At 62.1% G+C, this 14908-nt stretch carries 14 protein-coding genes; 7 read left to right on the top strand and 7 right to left on the bottom strand.

All coding sequences use genetic code 11. The annotated features are described in order from the left end of the window. The first annotated feature begins 39 nt into the window (after positions 1 to 39). The gene (locus ACCQ04_RS15635; protein WP_023904915.1) at positions 40 to 432 is read left to right on the top strand and encodes an H-NS histone family protein; all 393 of its coding nucleotides are present in this window, start codon (positions 40 to 42) and stop codon (positions 430 to 432) included. Positions 433 to 589: 157 nt separating this feature from the next. On the opposite strand, the gene ACCQ04_RS15630 is transcribed toward ACCQ04_RS15635, so the two are convergent. Then, entirely contained in the window at positions 590 to 856 is a 267-nt protein-coding gene (locus tag ACCQ04_RS15630; protein WP_226427348.1) for a hypothetical protein, read from the bottom strand. Positions 857 to 1082: 226 nt separating this feature from the next. Then, on the bottom strand, positions 1083 to 3215 hold the full coding sequence (gene glgX, locus ACCQ04_RS15625) for a glycogen debranching protein GlgX (RefSeq protein ID WP_065032736.1): 2133 nt from the start codon (positions 3213 to 3215) through the stop codon (positions 1083 to 1085). 517 nt (positions 3216 to 3732) lie between these two features. Here glgX and rimK point away from each other — a divergent pair. The 4 genes from rimK (at position 3733) to ACCQ04_RS15605 (ending at position 7341) form a co-directional block, all read left to right on the top strand. Then, positions 3733 to 4608 carry a 30S ribosomal protein S6--L-glutamate ligase gene (gene rimK, locus ACCQ04_RS15620; protein WP_016904091.1) on the top strand — a complete coding sequence of 292 codons (876 nt, stop codon included), beginning with the start codon at positions 3733 to 3735 and terminating at the stop codon, positions 4606 to 4608. Positions 4609 to 4834: 226 nt separating this feature from the next. Next, positions 4835 to 5305 carry a hypothetical protein gene (locus ACCQ04_RS15615; RefSeq protein ID WP_221198812.1) on the top strand — a complete coding sequence of 157 codons (471 nt, stop codon included), beginning with the start codon at positions 4835 to 4837 and terminating at the stop codon, positions 5303 to 5305. 31 nt (positions 5306 to 5336) lie between these two features. Next, positions 5337 to 6014, top strand: coding sequence for a response regulator transcription factor (locus ACCQ04_RS15610; RefSeq protein WP_006448355.1), 678 nt, complete (start codon positions 5337 to 5339; stop codon positions 6012 to 6014). Next, complete coding sequence (locus tag ACCQ04_RS15605) at positions 6007 to 7341, top strand: sensor histidine kinase (RefSeq protein WP_016904089.1); 1335 nt, start codon at positions 6007 to 6009, stop codon at positions 7339 to 7341. Before ACCQ04_RS15610 ends, ACCQ04_RS15605 begins: the two co-directional genes overlap by 8 nt. A 103-nt stretch (positions 7342 to 7444) precedes the next feature. Here ACCQ04_RS15605 and ACCQ04_RS15600 read toward each other — a convergent pair whose 3' ends face one another. From ACCQ04_RS15600 to ACCQ04_RS15585, 4 genes are read right to left on the bottom strand one after another with little or no spacing between them, the layout of a single operon-like run. Next, the gene (locus tag ACCQ04_RS15600; protein ID WP_372358788.1) at positions 7445 to 7690 is read right to left on the bottom strand and encodes a SymE family type I addiction module toxin; all 246 of its coding nucleotides are present in this window, start codon (positions 7688 to 7690) and stop codon (positions 7445 to 7447) included. 9 nt (positions 7691 to 7699) lie between these two features. Further along, positions 7700 to 8323 (bottom strand): dephospho-CoA kinase, encoded by a 624-nt coding sequence (gene coaE, locus ACCQ04_RS15595; protein WP_054592195.1) that lies wholly within the window; start codon positions 8321 to 8323, stop codon positions 7700 to 7702. A 13-nt stretch (positions 8324 to 8336) separates the two neighbouring features. After that, entirely contained in the window at positions 8337 to 9200 is an 864-nt protein-coding gene (locus tag ACCQ04_RS15590; RefSeq protein WP_016849610.1) for a prepilin peptidase, read from the bottom strand. A gap of 6 nt (positions 9201 to 9206) precedes the next feature. After that, a complete protein-coding gene (locus ACCQ04_RS15585) occupies positions 9207 to 10463 on the bottom strand; it encodes a type II secretion system F family protein (protein WP_226427347.1) in 1257 nt (418 codons plus the stop codon). 351 nt (positions 10464 to 10814) lie between these two features. Here ACCQ04_RS15585 and ACCQ04_RS15580 point away from each other — a divergent pair, with 351 nt between their 5' ends. Together ACCQ04_RS15580 and pilB are read left to right on the top strand one after the other, a co-directional pair. After that, positions 10815 to 11249, top strand: coding sequence for a pilin (locus ACCQ04_RS15580; RefSeq protein WP_104646205.1), 435 nt, complete (start codon positions 10815 to 10817; stop codon positions 11247 to 11249). A 255-nt stretch (positions 11250 to 11504) separates the two neighbouring features. Next, entirely contained in the window at positions 11505 to 13241 is a 1737-nt protein-coding gene (gene pilB, locus ACCQ04_RS15575) for a type IV-A pilus assembly ATPase PilB (RefSeq protein ID WP_226427346.1), read from the top strand. Positions 13242 to 13454: 213 nt separating this feature from the next. Here pilB and ACCQ04_RS15570 read toward each other — a convergent pair whose 3' ends face one another. Continuing rightward, positions 13455 to 14849: a sigma-54-dependent transcriptional regulator gene (locus ACCQ04_RS15570; RefSeq protein ID WP_051634076.1), complete on the bottom strand. Its 1395-nt coding sequence runs from the start codon at positions 14847 to 14849 to the stop codon at positions 13455 to 13457. Between the last annotated feature and the right edge of the window lie 59 nt (positions 14850 to 14908).

Here is a 14908-nt window from a genome sequence, read left to right as displayed (position 1 = left end):
CGGCAATACTCGCTGACCCGTCCAACCTCAGTTTTGCCAATGCGCCAGGTTCCGCCCGCTTCACCCTCTGCCGCCGCCAAAGCCCAATTGCTGGAAGAGCTGCGCAAGCTCGAGCAGGAAGAAGCCCAACTGAAGTACGCCCAGACGCTGGAAGCCTTCGACCAGGTGGTCGAGGTGCTGACCCAATTCGGCAGCCGCTTCAATGCCAAGCAGAAGTCCCAGATTGCCTCGCTGGCAATGACTGGCAAATCCAAGGGGCCGTTGTCGTCCACAGGCGAAGTGGTGGCCAAGTACTGGATTCCGCATTCCGGCGAGACCTGGTCCGGGCGTGGTCGCACGCCGCGTGCGTTCAAGGCCTGGGAAGGCACCAGCTCCTACAAGGAATGGAAGGCCAATCATCCGGACAAGCGATTCCCGCTGTATCCGGGCTGAGTTTTGCGTCTTCAAGGTCTGGCTAGGGCGCGTAACGCTTAGCGATTCACGGCCGTCGTGCACTTTGGTGTTATCGCCGTCATTTGCCGCATTCGAGACGCTGCCGGATCGTGCAATCACATCTGGGTGTGGTGATGCCTGCCGATGTCGCCGTGTTTTAGGCCGGAGCCAGCGAATTGCGTGTCCAGCTTGCTGTGGCGATGTAATTGTTTAAGCACAGTGCGTCGCGATTAAGCGGCGGGTTTTTCGAGATGTACTCGAAATGCGTGATTGCCGGGTGCGGCTGTTTCGGCTTTTTTAAGTTGGTTGATCGGCTATCGATAAAGGCGAGCGGTAACTCGATAAATACCGCACCAGGCCGCATCGCCACGCGCGCCACTAGAGACCAAGCCGCTGCTCCAAGCTGTTTGGCAAGCAAAGCCATTGCAGCTCTATCTGCGATTGCGGCGCGCCGGCAGCGATTCTGCTTCCCCGCGCTCGACGCAGAGTCCGGCTGTCACCTTCAGAGTTGCACTGCTGCATAGGCATCCATGAATCGATAGCGCAGATCCTGTTAAAGCCGTAGCCTCCGTCGCCGATGTCGAAGCAATAAAAAACTCGCGGCCTACCGGGTTTCCGGCAGGCCGCGAGTTCGTGTTACCGCATCAGTGTTACTGGTCGTTCTTGCACTCGAACACCGACACGCTGCGCGGCGGGGCCAGGAATTCGCTGGCGCCGGCCGGCATCATGTCCACTTCCAGTGCTTCGTCGGTCGAGAGCGCCAGCTTCCAGTGCACCGGTTCGTCGGCCGAGGGCAGGGTGAAGGTCACGCCTTCGTGATAGGCATTGATGACGATCAACAAGGTGGCGTCGTTGGCCAGCTCCTTGACACCGGAGGTCTGGGCCTTGCCTTCCAGCAGCAGTCCCACCGAGCGTGCGCCGGCATCGGTCCAGTGCGCGTCGTCCATTTCGGTGCCACCCGGATTGAGCCAGGTGAGATCGCGCAGGCCTGCCTCCTCGTTGTACTGGCCGTTGAGGAAGCGGCCGCGCGACAGGATCGGATAGCGCTTGCGCAACTGTGTCAGTGCCTTGACGAAGTCGGTCAGGCGGCCATCGGTCGGGTCGTTTTCCCAGTCCAGCCAGGTGATCTCGTTGTCCTGGCAATAGGTGTTGTTGTTGCCGCCCTGCGACTGCGCACGCTCGTCACCGGCAAGCATCATCGGCGTCCCTTGCGAGAGCAGCAGCGTGGCGAGCAGGTTCTTCATCTGCCGCTCGCGGATCTGCAGCACGTCCGCGTTGTCGGTATCGCCTTCCTCGCCATAGTTGCAGGAACCGTCGTTGGACGAACCGTCGCGATTGTCCTCGCCATTGGCGATGTTGTGCTTTTCGTTGTAGCTCACCAGGTCGCGCAGGGTGAATCCATCATGCGCGGTGATGAAGTTGACCGACGCCCACGGGCGGCGACCGCGACGATCGAACAGATCGGCCGAACCGGTGAAGCGCGTGGCGAACTCGGCGAGCTTGCCATCCTCGCCCTTCCAGAACTCGCGGGCGTTGTCGCGGAACTTGTCGTTCCATTCCGACCAGCCCGGCGGGAAGTGACCGACCTGGTAGCCGCCGGGGCCGCAGTCCCAGGGTTCGGCAATCAACTTGACCTCCGACAGCAACGGATCCTGGTTGCACGCATCCAGGAAACCGCCACGCTGGTCGAAGCCACTCGGCTCGCGTCCCAGGATCGTGGCCAGGTCGAAGCGGAAGCCGTCCACATGCATCTCGCCGGCCCAATAGCGCAGCGAGTCGTTGACGAACTGGATCACCCGCGAGTTGCTCAGATTGAGCGTATTGCCGGTGCCGGTATCGTTGATGTAGTAACGCTTGTCTTCGGCAAGGCGATAGTAGCTGGCGTTGTCGATGCCCTTGAACGACAGCGTCGGGCCCAGCTCGCTGCCTTCTGCGGTGTGGTTGTAGACCACGTCCAGGATCACTTCCAGGCCCTGCTTGTGCATGGCCTTGACCATGTCGCGGAACTCATCGCGATGTCCGCTGGACAGGTAGCGCGACTTCAGCGCGAAGAAGCCGATGGTGTTGTAGCCCCAGTAATTGCGCAGGTCCTTGTCCAGCAGATGCTGGTCGTCCAGATACGCATGTACCGGCAACAGCTCCACCGCGGTGATGCCCAGGTCCTTGATGTATTGCAGCACCTGCGGCTGCGCCAGGCCGGCGAAGGTGCCGCGTACGGCCTCCGGTACCTGCGGGTTGCGCATGGTATAGCCACGCACATGGGTTTCGTAGATCACCGTCTCGTTCCACGGCTTGAGCAGGCGCGCGTCGTCTTCCCAGTCGTAGGTGTCTTCAACCACCACACACTTGGGCATGAACGGCGCGCTGTCGCGCTCGTCGAAACTCAGATCGCCGTCCGGGTGACCCACGGTATAGCCGTACAGTTCGTCTGCCCAGATCAGGTCGCCATCCATCTCGCGTGCATACGGATCCATCAACAGCTTGTTGTGGTTGAAGCGGTGGCCTTCGGTGGGCTCATACGGGCCATGCACGCGGTAACCGTAGCGCTGGCCGGGTTTGACGTCGGGCAGGTAGCCGTGCCAGATCTCGTTGGTGTATTCCGGAAGATCCACCCGCACTTCGGTGCCCTGTTCGTCGAACAGGCACAGCTCCACGCGCGTGGCATGCGCGGAAAACAACGCAAAATTGGTGCCCTGGCCATCGAAGACGGCACCGCGCGGAAACGGGCGTCCTTGACGGATGCGGGAGGGGTTGGCGTAAGCCGCGCTTGCTGGACGTCGCATTGAGAGTCTCGGGTGCGCCGGCATGCCGGCATTGAGGGAACTCAAGCATTGCGGGTTGCGCTGTGCAAACTGCGTCACGACGACAGGGGGGCGGCGTGAGGGCGGTCGATGCGGTATGCGGCGGCCGGTCATTCCGCCCGAGGTGACGGAAGCGCGCGCGCTGACGCGGATGGAGCTGACACGTTGAGTCGCGCATGTCTGCTGCGTTGTCTGCGCGACTGTCGCGGGCAAACCTGCGCCATGCATCACCTGTGCCGCGGTACGTCAGCGCGCTTGAGCGCTGCGCAGCCGCCCTGCTAGCATCCGGGCCGTCGCAGCCACGCCGCGCGTGCAGTCTTACAGCTGCCTTGCTGCGTCACTTCCACCTCCCATTCTCGGGGCCGTCGCACACCCGTCGAACGCAACGTGCAGGGCAGGGACGCTGCCCGCGCGTGCAATCGGCCGGCAGACCTACGGACTTGGGTCACTCCGTCATCAGACTCCGACCATGTCCAGGCCGCGCCGTACACCTGCCGCGATGAAAATCGCCATTCTTTCCCGCAACAGCAAGCTGTATTCGACCCGGCGGCTCATCGAGGCCGGGCGCAAGCGTGGTCATACCGTGCGCATCCTCGATCCGCTGCGCTGCTACATGCGCATCGCCGCCGACGGTTTCAGCCTGCACTACAAGGGAAAGCCGATCACCGGATTCGATGCGGTGATCCCGCGCATCGGCGCCTCGGTCACGCGCTATGCCACCGCCGTGTTGCGCCAGCTTGAATTCATGGGCACCTACACGCCCAACCCGTCCGACGCCATCCTGCGTTCGCGCGACAAGTTGCGCGCGCATCAGTTGCTGGCCGCGCAAGGCATCGACATGCCGGTGACCGTGTTCGGCGACAACCCGGACGACACCCAGGATCTGCTGTCGATGCTGGGCCCGCCGCCGCATGTGGTGAAGTTGAACGAGGGCGCGCAGGGCGCCGGGGTGATCCTCACCGAGAAAGCCAGCGCCTCGCGCGGCGTGGTCGAGGCACTGCGTGGGCTGTACGCCAACTTCATCGTGCAGGAATTCATCGGCGAGGCCGAGGGCGCGGACCTGCGCTGCTTCGTGGTCGGTGACCGGGTGGTTGCCGCCATGCGCCGGCAGGCGGCCGAGGGCGACTTCCGTTCCAACCTGCATCTGGGCGGCAGCGCTGCGGTGGCCCAGGCCACCGAGCAGGAGCAGGAGGTCGCGGTACGCTCGGCGCGCGCGCTGGGCCTGGCCGTGGCCGGTGTGGACCTGATCCGTTCCAGGCGTGGGCCGTTGGTGCTCGAGGTCAACTCGACTCCCGGACTGGAGGGCGTGGAAGGGGTCTGCGAGGTTGACGTGGCGGCGGCGATCATCCAGCACCTGGAGCAGTCGATCCGTTGATCGGGCCGGAAGTGTTGTTAGCAAAAATTTAACGAAAATCTAATCCTTTCCTCGCTAGCCTCACCCGACCGTAGCTCCGCTCTCGGCAGTGACGGTGATCGGGATGAACTTTTGGCCCAAGTGCGTTGTCGCACTTGGGCCTTTTTACTTAGGCACGCTTGCTCCACCAGCGACGTCGAGTCTAAAGTGAGGAAATGTTAAACGGACGATGGAACAAGGAACGATCATGCTCAAGGCTTTCTGTTATGCCGCATCTCTCTCTGTGCTTTTGGTAGCCAATGCCGCTGCTGCCTCTGCAAAAGTAGACGTCAAGAAGCCATTCGCCCAGCAGGCCGCTCAAGTGCGCAACGAGCTGGATGGCGGCACCAAGTACTCCGAGATCAGTCAGGAAGACCGCGCTAAGGTGCTTTCTGCGCTCACGAGAATAGAAATTGCAGTGGCAGAAAATGGTGATGCACAGGCGTTGACGCCGGACCGAAAGGCAGCGGTCTATAACGACCAAGAGCTCATCAATACAATTTTGACGAGGGCGGGTGAGGAAAGTCGCCTGGTTTGTACGCGTGAAAAGGCGACGGGTTCTCACCACACCACTTCGATCTGCAAAACCGTTGCCGAACGCAGACGCTTGCGTGACAGCGGCGAGCGTGACATGAGCTCCATGCAGCGGAGACACAAGGCCACCGACCCGGGCTCCTAAGTCCACCCCGACCATAGTTATTGAGGTTTCAGTGCGAATTCTAGTAATCGAAGACAACAGCGATATCGCCGCCAATCTGGGCGACTATCTCGAAGACCGCGGCCACACGGTGGACTTTGCCGCCGACGGCGTGACCGGTCTGCACTTGGCCGTGGTGCACGAGTTCGACGCCATCGTGCTCGACCTCAACCTGCCCGGCATGGATGGCATCGAGGTGTGTCGCAAGCTGCGCAACGAAGCGCGCAAGCAGACACCGGTGCTGATGCTCACCGCACGCGATTCGCTGGACAACAAGTTGGCCGGTTTCGACTCCGGCGCGGACGACTACCTGATCAAGCCGTTCGCGCTGCAGGAAGTTGAAGTGCGGCTCAACGCGCTGTCGCGTCGTGGCAAGGGCGTGCACACCCGCGTGCTGGAAACCGGCGATCTGGAATACAACCTGGACACGCTGGAAGTGCGTCGCCGCGGCAAGCTGCTGCAGCTCAACCCCACTGCCTTGAAGATCCTGCAGTCGCTGATGGAGGCCTCGCCGGCCGTGGTCACCCGTCAGGAGCTGGAAACCCGCGTCTGGGGCGAGGAGCTGCCGGATTCGGACTCGCTGCGCGTGCATATCCACGGCCTGCGTGCGGTGGTCGACAAGCCTTTCGATGTACCGATGATCCAGACCCGTCACGGCATCGGCTATCGCATCGCCTCGCCCGATGCCTGAAAGCAATAACGGCGCGCGGCCCGCCCGCAGGCGCGGCCGCTACCGGCGGCGCCTGCGCAGCCGCATCATCCTGTCGTTCGTGTTGTTGGGCTTCTGCCTGACCACGCTGTTCGCCTTCGCCACCAACTGGGCGCGCTCGCGCGTGGAAAACCAGTTGGTGGAAGACGTGATGAACCGCAATATCGACGCCTTTGCGCAGCGCTTCTATTCCGACCCGCTGCGCAACCCCGACCTGCCGGTGCAGCAGATGCGTGGGCGGGTGGTCAAAAGCGACAAGTTCGAAGCGCTGCGGCTGGAACAGCCGGAGTGGTATCAGTTTCCGGACGGCATCCACACCATCTCCGGCGTGGACGAAAACGGCAACGCGTATTCGTACAAGCTGGCGGTGCGCAAGACGCCGAGCGAGTGGTTCTTCCTCGCCTACGACATGACCCAGACCATCAAGGGCGAGATCCAGCTCAAGCGCACCTTGATGCTCTCGGTGCTGGTGTTCAGCGGCTTCTCGCTGCTGATTGGCTGGTGGTCGGCGTCCAAGGTCATGCGCCCGGTGTCGGACCTGGCCGCACGCCTGCGCGCCTATCGCGGCGGCACCAGTGAGCCCAAGCCGCTGGCCGCGCACTTCCCGGACGACGAAGTGGGCCAGCTGGCCGAAGCGCTGGACGATTACTCGGCCCGCCTCACCGAGGTTGTACAGCGCGACCGCGAGTTCAATGCCGACGTCAGCCACGAACTGCGCACCCCGCTGGCGGTGATCCGCGGCGCCACCGAACTGCTGCTCACCAAGCCCAATCTCGACGAAAAGATGCTGCAACGCCTGCAGCGCATCCAGCGCGCCGAACTGCAGTGCAGCGACCTGATCGGCTCGCTGCTATTGCTCTCGCGCAATGAACGCGGGCAGGGCAGCAGCAATGTCGCCAAGGTGGCCGAACAGCTGATCGACGCGCACCGCGCCCAGCTCGGCGGCAAGCAGCTGGAGCTGCTGCTGGAGGGCGAACGCGACCTGGTCATCGACGCGCCCGAATCCGCCCTGTCGGTGGCGCTGGGCAACCTGATCGGCAACGCGGTCAAGTACACCCAGGACGGCCAGGTACGCGTGCGCGTGCTCGGCGATGCGGTGGAAGTGATCGACTCCGGCCCCGGCCTGAGCGAGGAAGACGCCGCCAAACTGTTCCAGCGCGGCTACCGCGGCACCCATGCCGGCCACTCGCAAGGCGGCGGCATCGGCCTGTCGATCGTCAGCCGGCTGTGCGACCTCTACGGCTGGCGCGTCAGCGTGCGCCCAGGCCAGCAGCGCGGCGTCATCGCAACACTAGCCTTCCACCGCTAACCACCACCCACACTCCCGTAGGAGCGCACCCGGGCGCGACAGCCTTACCCATGACGCCCCCCGCGCCGGTGCTTGCAGACAACATCCGCACCCAAAACCCAGCTCAGCGCTTCACCACCGTCACCACCAACTCGCCCGCACGCGCAGTGATCTGCAGCTTGCACCCAACCGCAAATCCCAACTGCTCCAGCCAAATCCCGCGCAAGCGCACGCTCGGGCAGCGCCGGCTGTGCGGCCGGCCGGGTTCTGCATCGTAGTAAGGGAGTAATGGATGCCACGCTTCGTGTGCTAACGATCTCGCCGGCGGTAACGGCAGTCGACTGGCCATGGCAGTATTTTGGGTGCGCAGCCGTAGATGTCAGCGCCCGATTCGATGCGTTTGTAAAGTTGCCCTGTAGCTCGCATCCAGGCTTCGCGCTTGTTGCGCCAGTCGGTCCGTGTCGCCTTCGTTGCTGACTACGTCATCGGCAATGGCCAATCGTTGTTCGCGAGACGCTTGCGCGGCAATCATCTGATCGGCAAGCACCGATGTGCTCCCGTCGCGTTGCATCAGGCGAGCATGTTGGAGCGACACCGGCACATCGACGACAACAATGCGGTCCAGCCAGGCATAGGTCGCTCGTCCGCCCGCTTCGGTCAGCAGGGGAATCGCGACGATCGTATAGGGGCCCACGGCTTCCTGCGCGGCGCGCTGCAGTTCTGCGCGAATGGCAGGGTGGGTGATCGCTTCCAGCGCTTTCCGTTGGGCTGGATCGGCGAAGACGATCTTGCGCAGCGCTTGGCGGTCAAGCGTTCCATTCGGTAACAGAATCTCGCCGCCGAACTGCTCGGTAATGGCGTCGAGAATGGGGCCAGGCGCCACGACCTGCCGCGCAACGACATCCGCATCAATGACCGGCACACCCAGCTTCTCGAACTCGGCGGCGAGGGCACTCTTGCCGGAGGCGATGCCACCCGTGAGGCCGACGACGAAGTCGCTCATCGTCGTGCCCCGGTTAACGCAGGCCTGCGAAGTGCAGGTAACCGTCCACCAGGTCGTTGCCCCAGAAGAACACCACCCAGCCGGCGATTGCCAGGTAGGGGCCGAACGGGATCGGGGTGGCGCGGTCGCGGCCCTTGGCCACCAGCCAGATCGAGCCGAGGATGGCGCCGACCAGCGAGGAGATCAGGATGATCGGCAGAATGCCTTTCAGCCCGCACCAGGCACCGAGCGCGGCCAACAGCTTGAAGTCGCCGTGGCCCATGCCTTCCTTGCCGGTGAGCTGCTTGAACAGCCACCACACCGTCCACAGCGAGACATAGCCGACCGCCGCGCCCAGCAGGGCGGGCTTGGCCGGCATGTAGAGGTTGTCCATCGAGCCGACCAGACCCAGCCACATCAGCGGCAAGGTCAGCTGGTCCGGCAGCAGCTTGTGGCGCAGGTCGATGCCCGACATCGCCACCAGGAAGCAGCTCAGCACGATTGCGCCGAAGCCCTGCCAGCCGAAGCCGAACCGCCAGACGCTGGCCACGCACAGGATCGAGGTCAACAGCTCCACCAGCGGGTACTGGATGGAGATCGGCTTGCCGCTGTAGCGCGACTTGCCGCGCAGCATCAGCCAGCTGAAGAGCGGGATGTTCTCCCACCACTTGAGCTTGTCGCCGGTGACCGGGTCGTGCGAGGGCTCCACCACGATGCCCGGCGGCGGCGGTTCATAGATGTCCGGCAGCTCCAGGATCTCGCGCGCGTCGCGCCGCCACTGCCACTCCATGCGCTTGGGCAAGCGCAGGATCACCACGTTCAGGAAGCTGCCGATCAGCAGTCCCAGTCCGGCCGCGGCGGGAAAGCCGAGACCGGGATGCTGGTCGAGAAATGCCATTACGTCTTATCCAACTACAGTGGCTAGCTTGAAAATAGGCAGGTACATGCCGATGACCATGCCGCCGACAACGGTACCAATGAATATCATGATGAGTGGTTCAAGCAAGCTGCTAAGGGCGTCAACCGCGTTGTTGACCTCTTGCTCGAAGTACTCGGCGACCTTGAACAGCATGGCATCCAGCGCACCGGCTTCTTCGCCTATGGCAGTCATCTGCACCACCATGTGCGGGAACAGATTGACCTGCTTCATCGCGACATTAACCGGGTAGCCTACCGACACATCGTCCCGCATGCGCAGCACAGCTTTTTCGTAAACAGAATTGCCCGTGGCGCCAGCAACAATGCTTAACGCTTCTACCAGCGGCACGCCAGCCTTGAAGGTCACGGCTGTGGTCCGGGAAAAGCGAGCGATCGAGCTGTTGTGCATTATCTTGCCAATAATCGGCACCTTGAGCACCAAGCGGTCCATGCCGTGTTGCATCGATGGGGAGCGTTTGTATGCGTAGATAAAGCCAACCACGGCCCCGACCACCACAAACAAGATCAACCACCACCAAGACACCATGAACCTGGATGCATTGACAATCATCTGGGTGAATGCAGGAAGTTCCGCACCGAAACCTTTGAAAACATCTTCAAACTGCGGCACGACGAAGATCAGCAGAATTGAACTGACCAAAAGCGCTACCGCGACCACGGTTGCAGGATAGAACAGAGCCTTCTTGATCTTTCCCTTTAATGCTTCCAGGTTCTCTTTATAGGTGGCCACGGTGTCCAGCACTGTCTCAAGGACGCCCGCGCCTTCGCCAGCCTTGACCAGGTTTCGATACAGTTCATCGAACTGCACCGGGTGCCTGCCAATTGCCTCGTGCAGCGATGAGCCACCCTCGATATCGCTACGAATCTGTCCGACCATGCTACGCATGCGCGGGTTTTTATGGCCGGTGCCAATTATTTCCAGCGCAGCGACGATTGGAACGCCCGACTTCATCATTGTCGCCATCTGCCGGCTAAAGAAGGAAATATCCTTTGAGGTCACCTTCTGACCGGCAGAGCCAAACAGAGGCTTGGGCTTCACCTTGACAACAGTGGGCGTAATGCCCTGGCGTCGCAATTCTGCGCGTAGCAAGTTCGCATTCTTGGCGGTCTGCTCGCCTTTCATCTTGATGCCGCGCTTGTCTGTTCCCTCCCAGACAAACGGGCTCATCTGATCTGCCTGTACAGCCGGCTTGTTCTTGATGGCACTACGTACTGCTGACATGTGAGATCCCCATTCACCATCCCCAGGCGAATACCCTCAGGATGGTAACTCGTTCCGGGATGCATGGCATCTGCTTCCTGCGAACCTGAATGCCTCGTTGGTGGCGCTAGTGCCTGACGTTTCGCGTCACCTAGTGACAGCTGGGGGCCGGTCGGGGAGCCTGTCGCAGTTCCATATCTTGGCTCCCAAGGCGCGCAGGACATGCGGCATCATTCACTCCAGGGGGAATTTGGATGGATTTCGAATACTTGGCATGCATCCTGCTTGTACAACCCTGCACGTGGCACACGCTACGCGGCGCCCAAAGGGAGTGGCCCGTGGGCGAACACTTAACAACTCTAGGGGACATCCATGAAGAAGCAACAAGGTTTTACGCTGATCGAACTGATGATCGTGATTGCGATCATTGCCATCCTGGCCGCCATCGCACTGCCGGCTTACCAGGATTACACCGCTAAGTCGCAGGTCGCTGCGGGTCTGGCGGAAATCACGCCTGCCAAGGTTAATATTGAAACCAAGGTTGCTGACGGGATCACCACTGCCCTTGCTCTTCCCGCAGACGTAGGTCTTCAGCCGGGTCCGACTGACCGTTGTACCTATGCTGTTGCTGTCGCAACGACTGGTGCCTCTACTGTGACCTGCACATTGAAGGGCAACGCCCAAGTGGCTGGCCAAACCATCACCTGGACTCGTGCTGCTGATACGACGGCTGGTGTCGTAGGCGCCTGGACTTGCTCCACTAATGTCGCTGCGAAGCTGAAGCCCAAGACCTGCGGTGGAACCTAATAGGCAGCCTTGAACAAGGCAGAGAGAAATTGAATCAATCGATCTGATGTTTTCTTTTCGCTGCTTTTGTGACGGGCCCGCAAATTTTGCGGGCCCGTTTGTTTTTAGTGCGACAGGATTCTTACTTGCTGAAATAGTAGTTGGACATCTGGCGTAGTAGTTAAGCCAAATGATTGCTGCAATCCACTGCGCTGATTCCATTGCACTTAGTGCCAGTGGAGCACTTTTAGTCTGCTGTTCCCTGGAGCCTCTTTAATGAACGTAGCCGCCACTGTTAATCTAGTCGGGATCACCGGAATTGCTCGTCGTCTGGTTCAGGACGGTGTATTGGACGAAGGTATCGCACGGGCCGCAATGGATCAGGCCGCATCGGCCAAGGTCCCGTTACCGCAGTGGTTCGCCGAAAAGAAGCTGGTCACTGCCTCTCAACTTGCAGCAGCAAACGCTGTCGAATTCGGCATGCCCTTGATGGACGTGTCGGTCTTCGACGCCAACCAGAACGCAGTCAAACTGGTCAGTGAGGAGTTGCTCCAGAAGTACCAGGTGCTGCCGCTGTTCAAGCGCGGCAACCGGTTGTTCGTGGGGGTGAGCAACCCGACCCAGACCCGGGCGCTGGACGACATAAAGTTCCATACCAATCTGGTGGTCGAGCCGATCCTGGTCGACGAGGACCAGATCCGTCGCACCTTGGAGCAATGGCAAGCCAGCAATGCGGCGCTTGGCTCGTCGCTCGGTGACGACGATGAGGGGATGGGCGACCTGGACGTGTCGGCCGGGGACGAGGACATGGGCGTTGGCGGGGATTCCGGGGTCGATGCCAAGGGCGACGACACGCCGGTGGTGAAGTTCGTCAACAAGGTGCTGGTGGATGCGATCCGGCGGGGAGCCTCCGACATCCACTTCGAGCCCTATGAGGACGACTACCGGGTGCGCTTGCGGATCGATGGGCTGCTGAAGAATGTGGCCAAGGCACCGGTAAAGCTGAACCAGCGCATCGCGGCGCGCCTGAAGGTGATGTCGCAGCTGGATATCGCCGAGAAGCGGGTGCCGCAGGACGGGCGCATCAAGCTCAACCTGTCCAAGACCAAGCAGATCGACTTCCGCGTGAGCACCTTGCCGACGTTGTTCGGCGAGAAGGTGGTGCTGCGTATCCTGGACGGCAGCGCGGCCAAGCTGGGCATCGAGAAGCTGGGCTACGAGGCGGACCAGCAGAAGCTGTTCCTGGAGGCGATCCACAAACCCTACGGGATGGTGCTGGTGACCGGGCCGACCGGTTCGGGCAAGACGGTGTCGCTGTATACGGCACTCGGCATCCTCAACGACGAGACGCGCAACATCTCCACCGCCGAGGACCCAGTAGAAATCCGCCTGCCTGGCGTCAATCAGGTGCAGCAGAACAACAAGCGCGGCATGACCTTCGCCGCGGCGCTGCGCTCGTTTCTGCGTCAGGACCCGGACATCATCATGGTCGGCGAAATCCGCGACCTGGAGACCGCCGAGATCGCGATCAAGGCCGCGCAGACCGGTCACATGGTGCTGTCCACGCTGCATACCAACGACGCGCCGCAGACCATCGCGCGTTTGATGAACATGGGCATTGCCCCTTACAACATCACCTCGTCGGTGACCCTGGTGATCGCGCAGCGTCTGGCGCGGCGCCTGTGCAACAACTGCAAGCGCAAATCGACCTTGCCCGAGCATGCGTTGCTGGCCGAAGGCTTCACGCCTGCGCAGATCGCTGCCGGGATCGAGCTGTATGAGGCGGTCGGTTGCGACGAGTGCACCGAAGGCTACAAGGGCCGTACCGGTATCTACCAGGTGATGCCGATGACCGACGAGATCGGCGCGATCGTGCTGGAAGGCGGTAACGCTATGCAGATCGCCGAGGCGGCACAGAGTATCGGCATCCGTGACCTGCGCCAGTCGGCGTTGGTCAAGGCCGCGCACGGTGTGACCAGCCTGGCCGAGATCAACCGAGTGACGAAGGACTAAGGGCCGGGAATCGGGAATCGGGATTGGGGAATCGGAAAAGCCTGGGGCCTGTACGTCCCAGGCTTTTTTATTTGGACCACAGCGTCAAGGATTGCGGCGGGCCACCGCGAGGTAATGCATTAGCCAATCCACGGCGGTGTGTCCCGCAGGAACCATCGAAGCGGCGCCTGTGCTTTTACGATTCCCGATTCTCCAATCCCGACTCCCGGCCTTTTACTCCATCCCCAACTTCTTCAATTTATAACGCAACGCCCGAAACGTGATGCCCAGCTGCGCGGCGGTCTTGGTCTTGTTCCAGCGGTTTTCTTCCAGTGCCTTCTGGATCGCGGCGCGCTCCAGTTGCTCGATGTAGGAAGGCAGGGCGGCCGAGGCGGGGTCGATGTCCACCACCGCTTCGCGGGGTTCGACGGCGGCGCTGCCGGGTGTGGCGGCCAGGCGATGGCCGCCGTGGGCGGGCAGGCGCAGGTCGGTGGCGCTGATCTGGTCGTCTTCGGCCAGGGCCAGGGCGCGTTCTAGGATGTTTTCCAGCTCGCGCACATTGCCCGGGAAGCCGTACTGGTCCAGCGCGTCGAGCGCGGACTGGGTCAGCAGCGGAATCGGCCGGCCGTGGCTATGTGCCAGGCGCGCGATGATGGCCGCGGCCAGTTGCGGCAGGTCGCCGCCGCGTTCGCGCAGCGGCGGCACGCGCAGTTCGATGACGTTGATGCGGTAGTACAGGTCGTGGCGAAAACGGCCGTCGGAGACCAGGTCGCCCAGGTTCTTGTGGGTGGCCGAGAGAATGCGCACGTCCACCAGCGACTCGCTGGAGGCGCCCACCGGGCGCACCGATTTTTCCTGGATCGCGCGCAGCAGCTTGACCTGCATCTGCAGCGGCAATTCGGCCACTTCGTCCAGAAACAGCGTGCCGCCATGCGCGGCCTGGAACAGGCCGGGCTTGTCGGCATGTGCGCCGGTGAAGCTGCCCTTCTTGTGGCCGAAGAATTCGCTTTCCATCAGTTCGGCGGGGATGGCGCCACAGTTGACTGGCACGAACGGGCCGGCCGCGCGTGCGCCTTGCTCGTGGATGGTGCGGGCGACCAGCTCCTTGCCCACGCCCGATTCGCCGACGATGTAGACCGGCGCCTGGCTGCGCGCGACCTTGCCGATGGTGGCGCGCAGGCCTTCCATCGCGCCGGAGTCGCCGAGCAGGCGGCTGGCCTGTTCCGGCGGCGGCGCGGGCGGGGCCGGGCGGTCGCGGTTGTTCAATTCCAGCGCGTGCTTGACCAGGCCGCGCAGCACGCTGATATCCACCGGCTTGCTGACGAAGTCGAAGGCGCCGGCCTTCAAGGCTTCCACCGCCAGGTCCATGCTGCCGAACGCGGTGATCATCGCCACCGGGGTCTGCGGGTAATGCTTGGCGATTTCGGTAACCAGTTCAATGCCGTTGCCGTCGGGCAACCGCATGTCGGTCAGGCACAGGTCGTAGGGATTGTTGGCCAGCAGCTCGCGTGCTTCGGCCAGGTTGGCGGCGGTGCTGATGCGCAGGCCCATCCGGCCCAGGGTGAGAACAAGCAGTTCGCGAATGTCACGCTCGTCATCGACAACCAAGGCACTTTTCGGTTCGTTCATGTCGCGCACGATAGCCCACGGCGATGACCGTCGACAATTGCCGGCCGGGTCCGGGCGTA

Source organism: Xanthomonas sp. NCPPB 2866 (genome assembly GCF_041475745.2).
Taxonomy (GTDB): domain Bacteria; phylum Pseudomonadota; class Gammaproteobacteria; order Xanthomonadales; family Xanthomonadaceae; genus Xanthomonas; species Xanthomonas arboricola.
This window is presented reverse-complemented; position numbering and strand designations above follow the sequence as displayed.

Bases quoted from the DNA above. Each gene is read 5' to 3' on its own strand.
- ACCQ04_RS15590 (WP_016849610.1), bottom strand. From the start codon at position 9,200: ATGGCATTTCTCGACCAGCATCCCGGTCTCGGCTTTCCCGCCGCGGCC.
- ACCQ04_RS15615 (WP_221198812.1), top strand. From the start codon at position 4,835: ATGCTCAAGGCTTTCTGTTATGCCGCATCTCTCTCTGTGCTTTTGGTA.
- rimK (WP_016904091.1), top strand. From the start codon at position 3,733: ATGAAAATCGCCATTCTTTCCCGCAACAGCAAGCTGTATTCGACCCGG.
- pilB (WP_226427346.1), top strand. From the start codon at position 11,505: ATGAACGTAGCCGCCACTGTTAATCTAGTCGGGATCACCGGAATTGCT.
- coaE (WP_054592195.1), bottom strand. From the start codon at position 8,323: ATGAGCGACTTCGTCGTCGGCCTCACGGGTGGCATCGCCTCCGGCAAG.
- ACCQ04_RS15585 (WP_226427347.1), bottom strand. From the start codon at position 10,463: ATGTCAGCAGTACGTAGTGCCATCAAGAACAAGCCGGCTGTACAGGCA.
- ACCQ04_RS15605 (WP_016904089.1), top strand. From the start codon at position 6,007: ATGCCTGAAAGCAATAACGGCGCGCGGCCCGCCCGCAGGCGCGGCCGC.
- ACCQ04_RS15580 (WP_104646205.1), top strand. From the start codon at position 10,815: ATGAAGAAGCAACAAGGTTTTACGCTGATCGAACTGATGATCGTGATT.
- ACCQ04_RS15630 (WP_226427348.1), bottom strand. From the start codon at position 856: ATGGCTTTGCTTGCCAAACAGCTTGGAGCAGCGGCTTGGTCTCTAGTG.
- glgX (WP_065032736.1), bottom strand. From the start codon at position 3,215: ATGCGACGTCCAGCAAGCGCGGCTTACGCCAACCCCTCCCGCATCCGT.
- ACCQ04_RS15635 (WP_023904915.1), top strand. From the start codon at position 40: ATGCGCCAGGTTCCGCCCGCTTCACCCTCTGCCGCCGCCAAAGCCCAA.
- ACCQ04_RS15570 (WP_051634076.1), bottom strand. From the start codon at position 14,849: ATGAACGAACCGAAAAGTGCCTTGGTTGTCGATGACGAGCGTGACATT.